This is a genomic window from Microbacterium sp. LWH11-1.2 (assembly GCF_038397745.1).
GTDB lineage: Bacteria > Actinomycetota > Actinomycetes > Actinomycetales > Microbacteriaceae > Microbacterium.
This window is the reverse complement of the sequence record NZ_CP151636.1, coordinates 2,788,841-2,806,716: the sequence shown is the minus strand read 5'-3', so window position 1 is coordinate 2,806,716 and position 17,876 is coordinate 2,788,841. Positions and strand designations below refer to the sequence as shown.

Here is a 17,876-nt window from a genome sequence, read left to right as displayed (position 1 = left end):
GGTGGACGACCTCCTGCTCTGGCTCCTCGACACCGTGCAGTCGATCGATCCGGTCACGCGCACGCTGGTGGCCGGGCTCGCCGTCATGCTGGAGACGAGCATCCTGATCGGGCTCATCGTCCCGGGCGACACGATCGTCATCATCGCCTCCATCGGCGTCACCAGCCCGCTGGAGGGCATCGCGATGGGGATCGCCGTCGTCATCGGCGCACTCATCGGCGAGAGCATCGGCTTCTTCCTCGGTCGCTGGCTCGGTCCGCATATCCGCGCGTCGTGGCTGGGGCGGAGGATCGGCGAGAAGAACTGGGTGCGCGCCGAGAACTATCTGGCGCGCCGCGGAGGGATCGCCATCTTCCTCTCCCGGTTCCTCCCGGTCCTGCACTCCCTCGTCCCGCTCACCGTCGGCATGAGCGAGTACCCGTACCGCCGGTTCCTCGCGTGGACCGCCCCCGCGTGCGTGATCTGGGCCACGGCGTACGTCAGCGTCTCCTCGCTGGCGGCCGGGAGCTTCCGGGAACTCGTCGACCGGGTGCATTTCGCGGGATACATCTTCGTCGGCATCATCGCTCTGTTCCTCGTGCTCGCCTTCCTCGGCAAGAAGCTGCTCCAGCGCCTGGAATCCCGTCACCTGGAGACGGAGGACGCGGAGACGGACGCCGACGTGAAAGACTGAGGCAATGGCTTCCGCACCCCCGGCGCCCCGGATCCACTGGTTCGCGCGACTCGAGCACCGCCTCCACGTCTGGCGTGAGGGCCGTGCGCGTCGCCGCGGACGGGTCGCGACGATCCTGCCGTTCCCCGGATACGGCGGACCAGGCTGGGTCCGCGTCGTCGGCCGCGTCCTGATCGTCCCGCCGCAGCGCCGCACCCGCGACGGCGAGCCGGCGAGCGTCCGGGGATGGCGCAGCTTCGTCGGCATCCCGGTGAGCTTCGCTGCCGTCGCCGTCCACGTCGGCGGGTCGACGCACCAGGTGGTCGCCGACCGCGGCGGTGTCGTCGACACCGTCATCCACGCCGACCTCGAACCGGGGTGGCAGACCTTCACGATCTCCGTCGAGGGACAGGAGCCCGTCGAGGCGCGGGCGTTCATCGTCGCCGAGAGCACCACGTTCGGCGTGCTGTCCGATGTCGACGACACCGTGATGGTGACCGCACTCCCGCGTCCGTTCATCGCCTTCTGGAACTCCTTCGTGCTCGACGAGCATGCGCGCCTCCCCGTCCCTGGCATGGCCGTGCTCCTCGATCAGCTGCTGCGACAGCATCCGGGCGCGCCGATGGTCTACCTGTCGACCGGCGCCTGGAACGTGGCGCCCACGCTGTGGCGCTTCCTCAGCCGTCACCTGTTCCCGGCCGGATCGATGCTGCTGACCGACTGGGGTCCCACGCACGACCGCTGGTTCCGCAGCGGACGCGAGCACAAGCTCACCAACCTGCGACGACTCGCCACGGAGTTCCCCCACGTGAAGTGGCTGCTGATCGGCGACGACGGCCAGCACGACGAGTCCATCTACACGCAGTTCATGGAGGAGCACCCCGAGTCCGTGGCGGGCGTCGCCATCCGTCGCCTGCTCCCCGCCGAAGCCGTGCTCGCCGGTGGTCGTGCCGAGTCGGAGCCGCACGCCGCGGACTCCGCTCCCTGGGTCAGCGCCGAAGACGGCGCCGGGCTCCGCGATCAGCTCGGCGAGGCCGGCATCCTGCACTGACATGGCTCTCGCACGCGAGGAATGGCTGCGACGCGAGAGCGCGCACCAGGAGCGGGCCGACGCCCTCACCGCCGAGCATCGCGACCGGGCGGCGCGCGGAGAGAAGCACCCGGTGTGGGACTTCCTCTTCACCTACTACGCGTACAAGCCCGCCCAGTTGCGGCGCTGGCACCCGGGGGCTGGCGTCGAGCTGGCGGATGCTCCCGAGCGCGCCTCGTGGCGCTGGTACTCCCCCGGCTCGACGGAGGACTCCGTCGTGCCCGACGCGGAGGCGTTCGCCCGGGAGAAGCCGGAGCTCGCCGGACTCATCGAACGGATGCTGCGCCGCACGGCCTCTCGACCCGGACAGTTCGGATGCTTCGGACTGCATGAGTGGGCGATGGTGTACCGCGCCGACGAACATCGCCACCGCGTGCCGCTGCGGCTCGGACAGGCCGGCACCGACGCGGTGGTCGAGGGGCACGACCTGCGCTGCACGCACTTCGACGCGTTCCGCTTCTTCACCCCCGACGCCGTGCCGCGCAATCGCACCGCGCTGTCACGCGAGGAGCAGCCCCTGTTCGAGCAACCCGGCTGCCTGCACGCCGGGATGGACCTGTACAAGTGGGCGATGAAGCTCGGACCGCTGATCCCGGGCGAGCTGCTGCTCGACACCTTCGAGCTCGCGCGCGACATCCGTCTGCTCGACATGGAGGCGGCACCGTACGATCTCTCGGCCTGGGGTGTCGTGCCCGTGCCGATCGAGACCGTCGACGGAAAGAGCGAGTACGTGCGCCGTCAGCGCGGGTTCGCCGACCGCGGCATCGTCCTGCGCTCCGCGCTGCTCACGGCATGGCTCGGAGAGAGCACCGCCGAGGCCGCCTGAGCGTCAGTCCGCCTGATCCTCAGTCCGCCGACTCGCAGTCCGGGCACACGGCCCACTGCGCCGTCGCGGTGGACAGGCTGAGGCGAAGCGCCATCACCCGTGTCGCGGCCTCGGTCAGCCGCTCCGCCGGGAGCGACCCGGATTCGACGGCGGCCGCGATGCCGGCGGCCATCTGACCGGCCGTCTCGGCATCGGACCCGGCGATCATCAGCACGAGGTCGTTGCCCGCGGCGACGGCCGCCACGCCATTGGCCACCGGGTCGGCGTACGCGGGATCTCCGGAGGAGAGCAGCATGCCCAGATCGTCGGTCACCGCGACGCCCTCGAAGCCGAGCTCGTCCCGGGCGATCTCGTGCCACGTCGCCGACAGCGAGGCGGGCGTCGGATCGACCGACGTGTACGACAGGTGACCGAACATGAGCAGCGACGCGCCGGCATCGATGCCGGCGGCGAAGGGCAGAGCCTCCGTCGCGCGCCATTCGTCCAGGCCCATCGGCGTGCTCGGGATCGCACTGTGCGAGTCCCCCGGTGCGGCCCCGTGGCCGGGGAAGTGCTTGAGCGTCGACCCGACGAACTGCTCCTGAGCCGTCGTGGCAGCGGCGACCCGATCGGCCGCGGACGTCGCGTCGGCGCCGAGCGACCGACCGTAGCTGAAGGATGCGGTGTCCGCCGTGAAGTCGGCGACCGTTCCGAAGTTCACTGTGATGCCGGCGCGGGCGACGAGAGAGCCGCGGGCGGCGAAGGCCGCGGCCGCGTCTTCCGGCGGGAGGACCTTGAGGGTCGTCGAGGCGGCGAAGTCGTCGCCGTCGAGCCGCGAGACCAGACCGCCTTCCTGATCGACGGCGATCAGCGGCGGAAGGGCCGGATCGACGGTCAGCGCGGCGGTGAGGCCCTGGAGCTCGGCCTCGGTCGCCGGGATGTTGGCGCCCATCAGGATGAAGCCGCCGATGCCGGACTCCATGTACGAGCGGAGCGCCCCCGCATCGGTGCTCGGCACGTGTCCCATGACGATGCTCGCCGCCTGCTCCACCACCGTCATCCGGGCGACGAGCTGGTCAGCACGATCGCTCGGACCGGAGGGCACGGCAGCGACCGCCGGAGCGGGTGCGCGCGTCGTCGCCGTCGCCGACGCGGCCGTCGCGACGCCCACCACGGCGACGACGATCCCGGCGAGGGCGGCGGCCGCCCACCCACGATGTCGACGCGTCACGGTGCTCTTCCTCGTTCTCCCTGCCCGTGGCACGCTCAGCAGGCGAGCGCCTCGGCGATGGGCAGCGCGGTCTGCGTGCTCCCGTTGCCGAAGCGGAGGGTGCGACCGATCGTGCACGGCTCTGCGAGCGACGCGGCGATGACCGCGGCGACGTCGGCCCGGGACACCTCTCCGCGGCCGTCGGGGTCGATCCGGATCCGGCCGGTCGGGTCGTCGAGCGTGAGCGTTCCGGGAGCGAGGATCGTGCCCTCGAGCCCCGTGCCGCGCAGGTGCTCGTCGGCCGCCCACTTGGCATCGGCGTAGGCGAAGAACGAGTCGCCCTCGGGGACGCCGTGATCGGCGGTCGAACCGATCCACGAGACCATGACGTAGCGGCGCACGCCTGCGCGCTCCGCCGCATCCATCGACCGCTCCGCCGCGTCACGGTCGACGGCGTAGGTGCGCTGCGGATCTCCCCCGCCGGCACCGGCCGACCAGACGACGGCATCGTGACCGCGGATGATCTCGGCGAGAGCCTCGACATCCATCGTCTCGATGTCGGCCACCAGCGCGCGGGCCCCGCCCGCCTCGACGTCGTCGGCATGTTCGGGGTTGCGGATGACCCCGGTGACCTCGTCACCTCTCTCGACGAGCAGGGGCGCGAGGAGCAGGGCGATGCGGCCGTGGCCGCCGAACACGATGATGCGCGACATGCTCCTCACCCTACGCTCCGGGTGCGACGCGGGGGATGACGTCAGCGCGGGGTCTGCGTGCTGTCGATCACGAAAGCCTGCGGATGCGATGCCAGATACCGCACGACGACGGGCGAGCCGCTCGGCAGGTAGCTGTCGCGGTCCGGGTAGACCGCCGGAGTGAAGAAGTTGCTCTCCAGCGTGTACTCGACGCCCTCGGCCGTCGTGAAGGTCACCCAGTCTCCGTCCATCGTCGCCGTCGTCGGGCGGCCGTTGTCGTGGATGTAGGCGCGCGTCACCGGGACACCCGTGAGGCTCAGGATGCCGATCACCAGCGATCCCAGCATGATGAACGCGAGGATGCGGAAGAACACGCGGAGGATGCGTCCGCCCACCTGCCCTCGCGCCCGTTCCTCCGGCCGCAGGAGCCCCTCGCGCTCGCGGATGGCACGGAGCTCGCCGCCCGGCGAGGCTGCACGCACCGACATCGCGAACAGGCCGAGGATCGAGAAGCCCGCGATGAAGACCATCGCGTAGCCGTGCGCCGCCGGGAAGTTCAGCAGCCAGATCAGCGTTTCCATGGGGTTCATCGCCCGGCCTCCTTCTCGATCGTGATCGCGACCGTCTGCGGATCCTCTCGCCGGTAGAACGCCCAGATCGGCGCGCCGACCTGCAGGTGGGAGATCGCCTGCGGGTAGACGAAGACCGTGGTGTCCGCCTCCCACGTCGCCGCACCCTCCGGAGCCATCAGCACCTTCAGCGCGAGCTCGCTCTGTCCCTCTCGGCGACGGCCCGTCGGACGGACCTCGAGGACGGATGCCGGGACCTGGGTGCCGGTCGTCCGCGCCCGTACCTGACTCGGATCGATCAGCCCGCGACCGATCCGCCACTGCAACAGGGCGTCCCGCACGGCCGGATCGGAAGGATCGGCCAACTCGATCGTGTCCTGATCGGTCGGGCTGTAGCGGACCGCCAGCGGCTGGCCGACCTGCAGCGCGGCCGCGTCGGTCGCCTCCACCAGCATCCGCAGCTGTCCGATGAAGTCATCTCCGGCAGACGGCGTCACTCGGATGAAGACGTCATACTGCGGCACGTCGTTCACGGTCAGCCCGGTGCGGGAGACCTCGACGATCGTGCCCACCCCGATCTGCTGTTCGCCGCGCGGGATCCTGCGCCCCCGGAAACCGAGGAACATGCCGCCGAAGGTGAGCAGCAGCCCCCACGCGACGCCGATGAGGATCGGCCCGCCGAGCGTGTCCTCGCCGGAGAACGGGAGGATCGAATGGCGCTGGTCGACGCCGAAGAGGCCCTCGCCGACCCAGATGAGGAGCCAGGCCGAGAGCAGAAGCCAGACGATCACGAACACGATGCGGAGCATGCCCTCAGCGTAGCGACGGGGTGCGCGACCTACCGAACACAGGTTCCGCGTGCGGACGTGCTACCCGACGGTGACCGGAGCCCCGGAGAGGCGCAGCATCCGCTGCACGCCCGTCGCCGCCGAGCGCCCTGCGCGGTTCGCGCCGATCGTGCTCGCCGACGGACCGTATCCGACCATCTGGATCCGGGGATCTGCGACGGCGGTCGTGCCCCGCCCGTTCCGATCGAGCTGGATGCCGCCCGCGGCGCTGCGGAGGTGGAGCGGAGCGAGATGCGCGATCGCGGGACGGAAGCCCGTCGCCCACAGGATCACGTCGACGCGCTCGAACGAGCCGTCCGCCCAGCGCACGCCGTCGGCCTCGATCCGCTCGAACATCGGGCGCCGATCGGCGTAGGCGCCGAGGCGCTCCGCCTCGCGCTCCTGGGGACGCAGCATGAGCCCCGTGACGCTGACGACGCTCTGCGGCGGGAGTCCGGCCGCGACGCGCTGCTCGACGAGCGCGACAGCGGCGGCCCCGGCCTCCGGAGAGAAGTCGTCGGTGCGCCAGACGGGTTCGCGGCGCGTCGCCCACAGCGTCTCCGTGAGGGGAGCCAGCGCGCCGAGGAACTGCACGGCCGAGGCTCCTCCCCCGACCACGAGCACGCGCTTGCCGACGAAGTGCGCGGGACCCGGGTAGTCGACGGTGTGCAGCTGCTCCCCGACGAAGGTCTCCATGCCGGGCACATGCGGCAGGAACGGGTGCGTCCACGTGCCTGTCGCGTTCACGAGGGTGCGCGTCGTCCACTCCCGTTCCTGAGCGCGCACGACGAGGAGTCCGTCCCGGTCCTCGACGCGGTCGACCTTCACCGGACGGATGACGGGGAGCGCATGCTCCTGCTCGTAGGCGGCGAAGTACGCGGGCACGGCGACGTTCGCACGTTCGTCGTCCCGGGGCGGAGCGACGTCGTCCGGGAGCTCGGCGACGCCGTGCACGTCGCGCATCGTCAGCGCATCCCAGCGGTGCTGCCACGCTCCGCCCGGACGGTCGCCCGAGTCCAGGACGACGTGGGAGATCCCGAGGCGGGAGAGGTGGAACGACGACGAGAGGCCGGCCTGCCCTGCACCGATCACGAGGCTGTCGAGGATGCTCACGATGTATCGAACGTCTTCGAGCACGTCGTTGTTCCGCCCCGCGACGACGCGCCCGGGAGGCCCGCCCCGATTGGTGTTCGCGCGGATTCGTGTAGTACTCTTTTCAAGTTGCTCCGGGAAGTTCGGAGCGGCGTTCTGGGCCTGTGGCGCAGCTGGTAGCGCACCTGCATGGCATGCAGGGGGTCGGGGGTTCGAGTCCCCCCAGGTCCACAACGAAAGCCCCCGGGTCACCGGGGGCTTTTCCCGTCCTAGCGCGCTGTGCGACCGCGGTCAACCCGCTCTCTCGCACGTCGGGCGCGTTTTTTCGTGACCGCATCCAGATCCGCCACGCGAAAGGATGCGATCATGTCCAACCCGATCCCGCCCGTCGTCCCCTTCCCGGACGACGGCACCCCCGACGGCGTCCCGACGAAGGAGGTCGACGGCGAGCAGGTGCCCGACACCGACATCGACGATGCGCTGGTCGACAGCGCCGAGGCCGACCGCGTCGCCTCCGGGGCCGTCGATGACGACGAGGACGATCTGCCCTAGCCCTCGATCTCCGTCCCACCCGCCGAGGCGACCTGTGCGCGCCACCAGGGCGTCTCGATGAAGCCGCGCTTCATGAAGACGAGCTCCATCGAGGCGTTCCAGCCGCGCACGCCCTTCAGGTGCGCGATCGTCCCGGTGAGGAAGTCGTGCAGCGTCTCCGTGCTCGGGAGGATGATCTCGCAGTAGAGCGAGTTCTCCTCCAGGGCGGCCGCGAGGAATCGGACGGACACGTGCTGCGCGAGCGTCTGGGCCACCGACGCGATCCTCGACGGCTCCACCCGGAGGATGAGCAGGGTCTCGGCGCTCATCCCGAGCGCGGATGCCGGGACCATCGTCACGGTGGTGAGACAGCCCCCGTTGCGCATGCGCTCGTAGCGGCGGCGAACGCTGCTCTCGTTCATGTCCAGCTTCGCGCCGATCGAGAGGAACGACGCGCGGCCGTTGTGCCGCAGCTCCTCGACGATCGCACGGTCGGCGTCGTCGAAGTGCGTCGGGTCGCAGGTGTTCGGAGCAGGCATGTACGACTTCGGGTCGCTCGTCGCCTCGGCGTGGGCGTCGTACAGCTGGCGCCCCCAGTCGAAGCTCACCTTGTAGGTGTGCACCACCAGGTCGCTGCGCCACCGCTCGACGCCGGGGATGCCCTGGAGATCGGTGAGCACATGCGCGTACGTCGCCGAATCTCCGGGGATCACGACCTCGGCGAACACGTCGAACTTGCCCGTCACGAGGGTCACGAACCGCACGTACGGCGATCCGATCAGCTCCTGCGCGACGGCCAGCTGCGCACCGGGCGTGCAGTTGATCCGCACGAAGAAGGTCTCCACATGCCCCTCGCTGCCGAGCGTGGGCACGATCCCCACCTGCACGACGCCCTCCGACAGCAGCTGCTGGCCTCGACGGGTGACGGTCGAGACGGATGCCCCGGCGAACTCGGCGATCGACGTCCAGCTCGCTCGGCCGTCCTGCTGCAGGGCGACGACGATGCGGCGGTCGAGATCGCTGAACTCGCGGCCGATATGGATGCTGCTCATCGCGTCAGCGGCGGGTACACCCGGTGCAGGAACGTGCGCACGGTCTCGGTCCACGCCTCTGCCTCCTCGATCTGCGGGGAGTGACCCGACTTCTCGAACACCACCATCTCGGAGTCCGGGATGAGGTCGGCGATCACCTGGCTACACGATACTGGCGTGATCCAGTCGGTCCGGCCCACGGTGATGAGTGTCGGCACGGCGATCTCGGGAAGACGCGGCTTCAGGTCGTAGTTCGGCAGGTTCACCGAGAACGCATAGTTGTGGGCACGGTATCGGTACGGCGTCGCCTGGACCTTCCGCTCCACGGCATCCGGGTCGTACACGAAGTCGTAGAGGGGCAGGATCTCGCGCCAGCAGTCCTTCAGGTCCTCGTCGTCGCGCACCTGGCCGACGTCGATGCGATCGAACTTCTCCATGTCGATCGTCACGCGGTCGGAGGCCAGGGCGTTCTCGCGTGCGAGGTGCGCATTGGAGTTGTCGGCCGAGGTGTCCCGCAGCACGATCGCCGCGACGCGGTCCGGGTAGCGCAGCGCATACTCCATCGTCATGAATCCGCCGTACGATCCACCGGCCATCACGATCTTCTCGGCCCCGATCCACTCGCGCAGACCGTCGATGTCGGCCGCCCACTGCTCGTGGCTGTACGTGCCTTCCCCCTCGCTCTGACCGCTCCCTCTGGCGTCGAAGACGACGACCCGGTACTCGTCGGCGAGACGGCCGAAGCTCGCACGCGGCTCCGCCCTGGAGCCGAGCCCGGGGGCGCCGTGGTGCGTGATGATGACCGGAGCACCTTCGGGACCGAGCACCTCGACCGCCAGGTGGTTGCCGTTGATCTCGACCCATTCGTAGGCGCTCGTCGCCGCGGCGAACTCCGGGGAAACCGGCGGGGTGGATGTCATGTCGTCCTCTTTCTCGAGATCGGGTGCGTCAGAGCGCGATGGTGCAGTCGTCGAGACCGCGGGGGAAGGTCGTGAGCGCCTCGGCGCCGTCGTCGGTCACGAGCATGCTGTCGCTGATGCGGTAGCCGGCATGGCCGGGCACGTAGATGCCCGGCTCGTTCGACACCACCATGCCCGCCTCGAGCAGGGTCGCATCGCCGTCCTCCAGCCACGGCGCCTCGTGCATGCCGAGGCCGATGCCGTGCCCCTGACGGTGCCGGATGAACTCGCCGAGACCCGCCTCGCGGATCACGTCGAGGCAGAGCCGATTCGCCTCGCGGCATTCGAGCCCCGCACGGATCGTCTCCCGGCCCAGCTGCTGCGCCGCGTGGATCGTGTCGTGGTAGCGCCGCTGCTCGACCGTCGGCTCGCCGAGCACGAAGGTCCGCTCCCCCTCGATGAAGCGTCCGCCGACCGCGCACCCGAGCGACAGCATGAACGTGTCCCCCGACTTCAGCCGGTTGACGGACGGCAGACCGTGCGGGAAAGCGGAGTTCGCCCCGGAGTAGACCAGTCCGCCCGCGAGCAGCGAGGCGACGACCACGTTGCGGTGCTCCGCGTACATCAGCGCGGTCCCGGCCGAGGTCACGTGACGCTCGAGCTCGGTCTCGGTGGGGAGGTCGCCGCCGGCGGCGACCGCGTCGCTCACGAGCTGCACGCCGGCCTCCAGCATCCGGTCGGTGATGCGCGCGGCCTCGCGGTGCAGGACGACCTCCTCGGGGAACTTCACGTACCGGGCGCGGGCGAGCAGGTCAGACCCGACGAGCTCCGCACCGCTCATCGCCGCCCGTGCCGCCGAGAGGCGCTGGTAGGGCATGGTCGAGGCGAAGCCGACCCGACCCCGCGGCGCCACCGCGGTCGCGAGCACCTCGAACGGCGAGACGACCCCGGGGAACTCGAAGAATGCGACCAGCTCCGCGCGTGCCGACTGCGACTGCGCGTACTCACGCTCGAGCTCCGGCAGGAGCATCACGACCCGCCCGCCGGCCTCGATCCAGATCGCCACCGGACGCTCCGACGGGTGGTGGAAGAACCCGGTGAGGTACGCGATGTCCTCGGGGTGGTCGGTGAGGAAGGCATCGAAGCCCTCTTCGGCCATGCGGTCGCGCACACGGGCCTGCACCCGGTCGAAGAACGCGGGGTCGAGACGCTGGTCGAACTCGGTCATGTCGGTCTCCTAGCGGGCGAGATGGCGCGGATTGCGCGCGTCGTTGTAGGCGATCGACAGCAGTGTCGCCGAGAGCACGAGGATGAGGATCGCGATCGACGGGAAGAGCGTCAGCCACCAGGCGCTCACCATCGCACCGGCCTGCTGCGCCTCATAGAGGATGCGCCCCCACGACCAGGTGGTCGGATCCCCGAGCCCGAGGAACGCGAGGCCCGCGGCGGAGAGCACGGCACGAGACGCCGTCACCACGACCGAGACGACCACGACCGGGGTGACGGCAGGGAGGACGTGCCGCGAGATGATCCAGAGCGGAGAGGTCGTCATGAGCCGCGAGGCGTCGACGTACGGGAGGCCGACCACGGTGAGCGCCTGGGAGCGCACGAGCCGCGTGACCTCGGGCCACGAGAACGCCGCGACGACGAAGATGATCGTCGAGGTGCTGGGCCCCACGAGGGCGGCGATCAGGATCATGAGCGGCAGCACGGGCAGCGAGAGCGTCATGTCGACGATCACGCTGATGATGCTGTCGAGCTTGCGGAAGTAGGCGCCGATCACGGCGATGATCGTGCCGAACACGATTGCGATCACAGAGGCCGCGACAGCGACGAGCACGCTCTGCTGGGTGCCCCAGATCACCTCGGCGAACACGTCGCGACCGAGCGCGTCGGTCCCGAACCAGTGGTCGCCGCTCGGCGGGCGCAGCACGTCGGGTCCGTAGCTGGCCGGATACGGTGCGATGAGCGGCGCCGCCAGCGCGATGATCACGAGCAGGATCAGCAGCCCCAGCGAGATCATGCCGAGCGGATCGCGGCGGAACGCCCGCCAGGTGTGCGCACCGGCGCGCTCGCTGCCGACGGCGGCGGGCTCGCTCGGGGCGAGAGGGACGGACGAAGGGAGCGGCGCGGTCATGAGGTCTTCACTCTCGGGTCCAGGTAGCCGTAGATGATGTCGGTGGCGGTGTTCGCGACCACGACTGTGGTGGCGAGCATCAGGAACGCGCCCTGCAGCACCGGGAAGTCGAGCTGCGTGACAGCCTCGTAGATGCCGCGCCCGATGCCCGGGTAGGCGAACACCGTCTCGGTCAGCACCGCCCCGCCGACGAGGAAGCCGAGCTGCAGGCCGATCAGCGTGGTCGTCGGCAGCAGCGCGTTGCGGAGCGCGTGCTTCCACAGGATGCGCCGACCGCGGAGCCCGTTGGCCTTCGCGAGCAGGATGTAGTCCTCTCCGAGCGTCTCGATGAGCGTCGAGCGCATCGTGAGCACGTAGGACCCGACCTGGATGAGCATGAGCGAGACGGCGGGGAGCACCAGGTGCTGGGCGACGCTGAGGTACCACTCGATGCCGTAGGTGTTGTTCGTGTACGCGCCGCCGATCGGGAACCAGCCGAGGTTCAGCCCGAAGACGAACAGGAGCAGGATCGCGACGCTCGGCACGAACAGGGACTGGCCCGTGACCCCGACGATCTGCACCGCCCGGTCGATGAATCGTCCCTTGTGCGAGGCGGCAGCGACCCCCAGCGGGATGCCGATGATGATCGTCAGCGCCAGGGCGGTGAGCGTCAGCAGCAGCGTCCAGGGCAGCCGCTGCAGGAGCACGTCGAGCACGGGGATGGACTGCGTGAACGAGATGCCGAGGTTCCCCTGTACCAGCTGCCACATGTAGAGGCCGTACTGCACGATCAGGGGCTGGTCGAGCCCGTACTGCTCGAGGATGGTCGCCCGGATGTCGTCCGTCATGTTCGGGCTCGCCAGCGCCAGGGCCGGATCACCGGGAAGCAGCCGCAGGAGCAGGAACGTCACGGTCACGGCGAACCAGATCGTGAGCAGACCTCGACCTGCGCGACGGAGAATGAACGATGCTCGGGACACCCGGGCGACCTTCCTCGAGATTTCGGTGGTGTTATTCGACCGGGTGCGCGCTCGCGAGCGAGAGCGGGTTCACGATCGAGAGCAGCTCGCTCGGCTTCGAGATGAAGCCGGCCCACTCGTCGCTGGCGGCGAAGAACAGGTTCTGCGTGTACATGATGTTGTCGTAGACCTGCTCGTGCACGATCTTGTTCGCGTCGCGCATGATCGAGATCTTCTCGTCCTCGTCGAAGGTGACCATGCCCTCTTCGATCAGGGCGTTCAGATCGGGGTCGTCGACGTGCGTGTAGTTGATCGCTCCGCCCGGCAGGTACGACAGGGCGAAGTTCGTCACCGGGTCGTCCATGATGGCGAAGTTGCCCGCATAGATGTCGTAGTCCCCTTCGCTGGTCATCGAGAGGTACGTGTTCCGCTCGGTGCCCTGGAGCTCGATCGTGATGCCGGCCTCCGCCGCGCTGTCCTTCACCATCTGCGCCCACTGGCTCGTGACGCTGTCCTGCAGGGAGTAGATCAGGCGGAACGACACCGGGAAGTTGCCACTGGCGTCGGCCGTGTAGCCGGCGTCCTCCATGAGGGAGCGCGACTTCTCGGGGTCGAACTCGTACTCCTTCACCGAGTCGTCGTAGTACTTCGCGAGCACCGGCATCAGCGCGCTGGAGCCGGTCGAGACGGCCTGATCCTGCAGCACCACCGTCCGGATCGCGTCGTAGTCCACGGCATGGGCGAGCGCCTGACGGACCTCGGTCTTCGCGAGGTCCGGCTTCTCCATGTTGTACACGAGGTGCGCGTAGCCGAGACCCGCCGCCTCGATGACCTGCAACCCGTCGGTGCTGCTGAGCTGCTCGACCTGCGCGGGCGGAAGCGCGTTCGCGATCACGTCGATCTCGCCGCTCTGCAGTGCGAGGATCTCGGTGTTCACGTCGGGATACACGCGGTAGACGACCTCGGCGGGACCGGGGACGCCGCCCTCGACGAGCGGGTAGTGCACTACACGCTCGAGCGTGTAGTGCTGGCCGACCTGGAAGTCGCTCAGCACGAACGGGCCCATGCCGACCCAGCCGCCGTCGCTGCCGTCGTTCGCGAACTCGGCGATCGAGCCCTTCGGGTCGAACACGTGTTTCGGAACCACGACGCCCCAGAATCCGATCTCCTCGATGATCGACGAGTCCGGCTGGGTGAGCGTGAGCTCGACGCGGGTGTCCGAGACCGCGGTCGCGGTGTCGAGGTTGCCCAGCTGCCCGAAGAACGTGCCCGGTGCCTGATCGCGCTTGACCGCGTTCAGCGTCCAGGCGACATCCTCGGCGGTCAACGGCTCGCCGTCGCTCCACGTGAGATCGTCGCGGATCTCGTAGAACCCGGTCGTGTCGTCCACGTAGCCCCAGTCGGTGGCCACGTGGGCCTCCTTGGTGCCGTCCTCGCTGATGCTCAGCAGGTGCGGATACATCAGGTTCGTGATCCACGAGTCGGTCCGGCTGTTGCCGAGCACCGGGTTGAAGTTCACGACGTCGGTCGTCGTGCCGATGCTGAGCGTCTCATCGCTCGGACCGGTGCTCCCCGATGTCTCGCCAGGCTCCGGAGCCGTGGGAGCGCACGCGGCGAGGCCGACGGCGAGAGCCGCGGCGGCGCCGAGTGCGAGGTACTTGCTGTGCTTCATCAGACCCAAACCTCCTCGAGTACGCGCATGGTGTTCCCACCGACGACGGCGCGGATCTCGTCGTCGGAGTAGTCGTGCTTCACAAGCCAGCCGATGATGTTGTAGAACGCCTCGGCCGGGTTCTCGATGCCGTCGACGTACGGCTGCTTCTCGTATTCGACGTTGGCGTGCGCCTGGCCGAGCGAGAGGTTCGACGAGAAGGCGTCGTGCAGGCCGACGTGGTCGCCGAACAGGGTGTCGGGACCGAAGCTCACGTGCTCGAGTCCCACCAGGTCGACGCAGTACTGGAAGTGGTCCATCACGGATTCCAGCGAGTGCTTCGGATGCTGCGGCGAGATGGTCGTGTGCGGCGCCGCCTCGATGCCGATCACGCCGCCGCGCTTCGCGCACTGGATGATCGTCTCGTCGGTCTTCATGCGGTTGGTCGGCCAGAGGCCGCGCGCACCGGCGTGCGTGATGAACACCGGCTTCTGCGAGTGCGCGATCACATCGAGGCACGTCTGGTCGCCGGAGTGCGAGATGTCGATCGCGATGCCGAGCTTGTTCATGCGCTCGACGGCGCGCTCGCCGAAGTACGTCAGGCCGCCGTCGCCGCGCTCCTTGAGGCCGCCGCCCAGCATGTTGGCCTCCGAGTAGGCGATGCCCATCTGCCGCACGCCGAAGCCGTAGAGCACGTCGAGCCGGTCGACCTCGTTCTCGATCATGGTCGACGCCTCGAGCGCGAAGATGTGGGCGACGCGCCCGGTCTCCGCCGCGTACCGGATGTCCTTGATGGACTCGGCCTTGATGACGAAGTCCTGGTGCGCGAGGTCGGCCATGCGCACGCCGAGGTCGAACAGCACGTCCTGGTACTTCCAGCCGGCGTCGCTGGAGATGCAGCAGGTGCCGTCCATGCCGTTGTCGAAGACGGCGGTCAGACCCGAGCGGGCCAGACCCTGGTAGCCGGTAGGTTCGCGGCCCTGACGGATGTGGTCGCGGAGCTCACCCATGTCCTCCGGGAACACCTGCACGTGCTCGTGCAGCGAGATGACGGTCTCCTCGCGCAGCAGGCGCTCGGTGCGCTCCTTCTGCGAGTCGCTGAGCTCGAGACCCTCGTACGCCGGCACGCGGCCGATCTGCTTCGCGTAGCGGAACTCGCGGTAGTCCTTGCCCGCCTCGAGGTAGTCGTAGGCGGTGTAGCCGCTGTAGCGGTCTGCTTCTTCGAGCACGAATGCGCTCCTTCGGTTCGGTTGTGCGGATGCCTCTCCCGATCGACGAGTGGGAGATTTCCTCGAATCTCGATGATTTCGGCGCAAATGTCAACCTTGCTGAACAAATTCGGCTGAGATGTTTCCTGTTCGAAACAATTCGGGGGTACTCTCCTGGCATGATGGCAAGCATGGAGAACACGTCAGCGCCGGAGAACGGCGTCGTCCTCGACGTCCGCGGGCTCACAGTCACGCTGTCCACCGATGGGCGTCCGAACCGCGTGGTCGACGACATCGACGTCACGGTGCGCCGTGGCGAGGTCTTCGCCCTGCTCGGCGAGTCCGGGTCGGGGAAGTCCATGACCGCACGGGCGATCATGGGTCTGATCGACAACGGCGAGGTCGAGGCGACCAGCATGACGCTCGGCTCCACCGACCTGCTCGCCCTCTCCCCCGAGCAGCATCGCCGCCTGCGCGGCGTCAAGGTCAGTCTCGTCATGCAGGACGCGCTCTCCGCCCTCAACCCGGTGCTCAGCATCGGCGATCAGATCGTCGACCTCATCCGCGCGCACCGACCGGACAGCCGCCGTGCCGCACTGGTGCGCGCGGTCGAGCTCCTGACGCTGGTCGGCATCCCCACGCCCGAGAAGCGCGTGCACGACTACGCGCATCAGTTCTCCGGCGGTCAGCGACAGCGCATCCTGATCGCGATGGCGATCGCCCTCGAGCCCGACCTGATCATCGCCGACGAGCCGACGACCGCGCTCGACGTCACGGTGCAGGCGCAGATCCTCGATCTGCTGCTCTCGCTGCGCGATCGGCTGGGGATGGGGATCCTGCTGATCACCCATGACCTCGGCGTCGTGATGGAGGTCGCCGATCACGTCGCCGTCATGCGCACGGGACGCATCGTCGAGGCCGGCAGGGCCGACGACGTCCTCACCCGCCCCCAGCATCCGTACACCCTGCAGCTGTTGAACGCCGTGCCGCAGGACGTGAGCGCCGCGGTGGAGGACGACGGCTCGACGCCGATCCTCGACGGACGCGGTCTCGAACGCACCTTCCGATCCGGGAGCGGGCGTCGGGCGCATCGCGTGGCCGCCGTCGCCGGTGTCGACCTCCAGCTGCGCAGCGGAGAGATCCTCGCGATCGTCGGGGAGTCCGGCAGCGGCAAGTCGACGCTGGCGCGGATGCTGGTCGGCCTCGACTCCCCGGATGCCGGCACCCTGCGCTACCGCGACGAGGACGTGACCCGAGGCCGACTGCGCGACCGCAGGATCCTGCGTCGCGGCGTGCAGATGGTGTTCCAGGACCCGTACATGTCGCTGAATCCGAGGATGACCGTCCAGCAGATCATCGCCGAGCCTCTCGCCGCCACGCGCACCGGGAGTCCGGCGAGCCGACGCGACCGCGTCGCCGAGCTGCTCGAGCTCGTGGGGCTCACCCCGGAGATGGCCTCGCGCTTCCCGCATCAGTTCTCCGGCGGCCAGCGCCAGCGCATCGGCATCGCCCGCGCTCTCGCCCTCGACCCCGACGTCCTGGTGTGCGACGAGCCGGTCTCCGCGCTCGACGTGTCGATCCGCGCGCAGATCATCGACCTGCTCTGCGACCTGCGAGAGCGCCTCGGCATGTCCATCGTCTTCATCGCGCACGATCTGTCGCTCGTGCGCCACATCGCCGACCGCGTCGCCGTGATGTACCTCGGGCACATGGTCGAGATCGGCGACACGGAAGAGGTCTATCGGAACCCGACGCACCCGTACACGCGCTCGCTGCTCTCGGCGATCCCTCCGCAGACGCGCGCCGAGCGAGGGATGCTCTCCCGGAGGACGCGTCTGACGGCGTGACCGGGCTCAGACGCCCGGACGCACCGTCAGGTCGGTGATCTGCGCGTCACGCGGCAGATCGAGTGCGGTGAGGACGGTCGTCGCGACGGCATCCGCGCTGATGAAGCGCTCAGGCACGTACTCGCTGCCTTCCTGCTGGTGCACGCGTTCCTGCATCGGCGTGGCGGTCCGTCCGGGGAAGATCGAGGTGACGCGCACACCGTGCTCGGCCTCTTCCGCCCGCAGGGCGTCGGCCAGCGCCTTGAGTCCGTGCTTCGACGCGGCGTATGCCGCCCATCCGGCGTGTGCATGCAGGCCGGCGCCCGAGTTGACGAACACCACCTGTCCGCGCGTCACGCGCAGCACCGGGAGGAGGAGCCTCGTGAGCTCGGCGGGTGCGACGAGGTTCACGGCCAGCTGCTGCTCCCACAGTGCCGGTGGAAGGTCGGCCACCGTGCCGAGGTCGACGACGCCCGCCACGTGCAGCAGCGAGTCGATGCGCTCCGGCAGGTGCTGCTTCGAGAGCGCCCAGGAGATGCGGCCGGGGTTCGCGAGATCCGCGACCAGCGTCGAGGCACCGGGAAGCTCCGCCACGATCTCGCGGGCGCGACCGACGTCTCTCGCGACCGCGACGACCTGATCTCCGCGATCGAGCAGCCGACGCGCGACGACAGCGCCGATGCCGGAGCCCGCACCGGTGATCAGGTGCGTCTGCACG

Annotated in this window: 17 protein-coding genes, 1 tRNA gene and 1 pseudogene; 6 read left to right on the top strand and 13 right to left on the bottom strand. The window is 69.1% G+C overall.

Annotated features, from left to right (window positions below):
- The first annotated feature begins 1 nt into the window (after position 1).
- Genes MRBLWH11_RS13580 through MRBLWH11_RS13570 form a run of 3 tightly spaced genes read left to right on the top strand, consistent with a single transcriptional unit; the run spans position 2 to position 2,568 of the window.
- A complete protein-coding gene (locus MRBLWH11_RS13580) occupies positions 2-673 on the top strand; it encodes a DedA family protein (RefSeq protein ID WP_116636683.1) in 672 nt (223 codons plus the stop codon).
- A gap of 4 nt (positions 674-677) precedes the next feature.
- Entirely contained in the window at positions 678-1,703 is a 1,026-nt protein-coding gene (locus tag MRBLWH11_RS13575; RefSeq protein ID WP_116636684.1) for a phosphatase domain-containing protein, read from the top strand.
- A 1-nt stretch (position 1,704) separates the two neighbouring features.
- The gene (locus MRBLWH11_RS13570) at positions 1,705-2,568 is read left to right on the top strand and encodes a 3-methyladenine DNA glycosylase (RefSeq protein ID WP_341945238.1); all 864 of its coding nucleotides are present in this window, start codon (positions 1,705-1,707) and stop codon (positions 2,566-2,568) included.
- 19 nt (positions 2,569-2,587) lie between these two features.
- On the opposite strand, the gene MRBLWH11_RS13565 is transcribed toward MRBLWH11_RS13570, so the two are convergent.
- From MRBLWH11_RS13565 to MRBLWH11_RS13545, 5 genes are read right to left on the bottom strand one after another with little or no spacing between them, the layout of a single operon-like run.
- Positions 2,588-3,778: a glycoside hydrolase family 3 N-terminal domain-containing protein gene (locus MRBLWH11_RS13565; protein ID WP_341945236.1), complete on the bottom strand. Its 1,191-nt coding sequence runs from the start codon at positions 3,776-3,778 to the stop codon at positions 2,588-2,590.
- Positions 3,779-3,813: 35 nt separating this feature from the next.
- A complete protein-coding gene (locus MRBLWH11_RS13560; protein ID WP_116636686.1) occupies positions 3,814-4,470 on the bottom strand; it encodes an SDR family oxidoreductase in 657 nt (218 codons plus the stop codon).
- Between the two features lie 41 nt (positions 4,471-4,511).
- Positions 4,512-5,039, bottom strand: coding sequence for a hypothetical protein (locus MRBLWH11_RS13555; RefSeq protein WP_133192838.1), 528 nt, complete (start codon positions 5,037-5,039; stop codon positions 4,512-4,514).
- Positions 5,036-5,827 carry a hypothetical protein gene (locus MRBLWH11_RS13550; protein WP_341945235.1) on the bottom strand — a complete coding sequence of 264 codons (792 nt, stop codon included), beginning with the start codon at positions 5,825-5,827 and terminating at the stop codon, positions 5,036-5,038. The genes MRBLWH11_RS13555 and MRBLWH11_RS13550 overlap by 4 nt, the downstream gene beginning before the upstream one ends.
- A 60-nt stretch (positions 5,828-5,887) precedes the next feature.
- Positions 5,888-6,958 (bottom strand): NAD(P)-binding domain-containing protein, encoded by a 1,071-nt coding sequence (locus tag MRBLWH11_RS13545; RefSeq protein WP_341945234.1) that lies wholly within the window; start codon positions 6,956-6,958, stop codon positions 5,888-5,890.
- A gap of 137 nt (positions 6,959-7,095) precedes the next feature.
- On the opposite strand from MRBLWH11_RS13545, the gene MRBLWH11_RS13540 reads away from it, so the two are divergent.
- Positions 7,096-7,168, top strand: a tRNA-Ala gene (locus MRBLWH11_RS13540).
- Positions 7,169-7,303: 135 nt separating this feature from the next.
- Complete coding sequence (locus tag MRBLWH11_RS13535; protein ID WP_341945233.1) at positions 7,304-7,489, top strand: hypothetical protein; 186 nt, start codon at positions 7,304-7,306, stop codon at positions 7,487-7,489.
- Here MRBLWH11_RS13535 and MRBLWH11_RS13530 read toward each other — a convergent pair.
- The 7 genes and pseudogenes from MRBLWH11_RS13530 to MRBLWH11_RS13500 all read right to left on the bottom strand — a co-directional run bounded on the left by MRBLWH11_RS13530 (position 7,486) and on the right by MRBLWH11_RS13500 (position 15,353).
- Complete coding sequence (locus tag MRBLWH11_RS13530) at positions 7,486-8,520, bottom strand: Lrp/AsnC family transcriptional regulator (RefSeq protein ID WP_341945232.1); 1,035 nt, start codon at positions 8,518-8,520, stop codon at positions 7,486-7,488. The two genes, MRBLWH11_RS13535 and MRBLWH11_RS13530, sit on opposite strands and share 4 nt — an antisense overlap.
- A pseudogene (locus tag MRBLWH11_RS13525) lies at positions 8,517-9,443 on the bottom strand (alpha/beta hydrolase); the annotation flags it as partial. The pseudogene MRBLWH11_RS13525 and the gene MRBLWH11_RS13530, both read right to left, overlap by 4 nt.
- Before the next feature lie 4 nt (positions 9,444-9,447).
- The gene (locus MRBLWH11_RS13520; RefSeq protein WP_341945231.1) at positions 9,448-10,626 is read right to left on the bottom strand and encodes a Xaa-Pro peptidase family protein; all 1,179 of its coding nucleotides are present in this window, start codon (positions 10,624-10,626) and stop codon (positions 9,448-9,450) included.
- A gap of 9 nt (positions 10,627-10,635) precedes the next feature.
- Positions 10,636-11,535 (bottom strand): ABC transporter permease, encoded by a 900-nt coding sequence (locus MRBLWH11_RS13515; RefSeq protein WP_116636694.1) that lies wholly within the window; start codon positions 11,533-11,535, stop codon positions 10,636-10,638.
- Positions 11,532-12,494, bottom strand: coding sequence for an ABC transporter permease (locus MRBLWH11_RS13510; RefSeq protein WP_116636695.1), 963 nt, complete (start codon positions 12,492-12,494; stop codon positions 11,532-11,534). Before MRBLWH11_RS13510 ends, MRBLWH11_RS13515 begins: the two co-directional genes overlap by 4 nt.
- A 31-nt stretch (positions 12,495-12,525) precedes the next feature.
- Entirely contained in the window at positions 12,526-14,145 is a 1,620-nt protein-coding gene (locus MRBLWH11_RS13505) for an ABC transporter substrate-binding protein (RefSeq protein WP_341945230.1), read from the bottom strand.
- A complete protein-coding gene (locus MRBLWH11_RS13500) occupies positions 14,145-15,353 on the bottom strand; it encodes a membrane dipeptidase (protein WP_341945229.1) in 1,209 nt (402 codons plus the stop codon). The genes MRBLWH11_RS13505 and MRBLWH11_RS13500 overlap by 1 nt, the downstream gene beginning before the upstream one ends.
- Positions 15,354-15,523: 170 nt before the next feature.
- On the opposite strand from MRBLWH11_RS13500, the gene MRBLWH11_RS13495 reads away from it, so the two are divergent.
- Positions 15,524-17,179: an ABC transporter ATP-binding protein gene (locus MRBLWH11_RS13495; protein WP_341945228.1), complete on the top strand. Its 1,656-nt coding sequence runs from the start codon at positions 15,524-15,526 to the stop codon at positions 17,177-17,179.
- Positions 17,180-17,185: 6 nt separating this feature from the next.
- Here MRBLWH11_RS13495 and MRBLWH11_RS13490 read toward each other — a convergent pair whose 3' ends face one another.
- The gene (locus MRBLWH11_RS13490; protein ID WP_341945226.1) at positions 17,186-17,875 is read right to left on the bottom strand and encodes an SDR family oxidoreductase; all 690 of its coding nucleotides are present in this window, start codon (positions 17,873-17,875) and stop codon (positions 17,186-17,188) included.
- Position 17,876 lies beyond the last annotated feature (1 nt).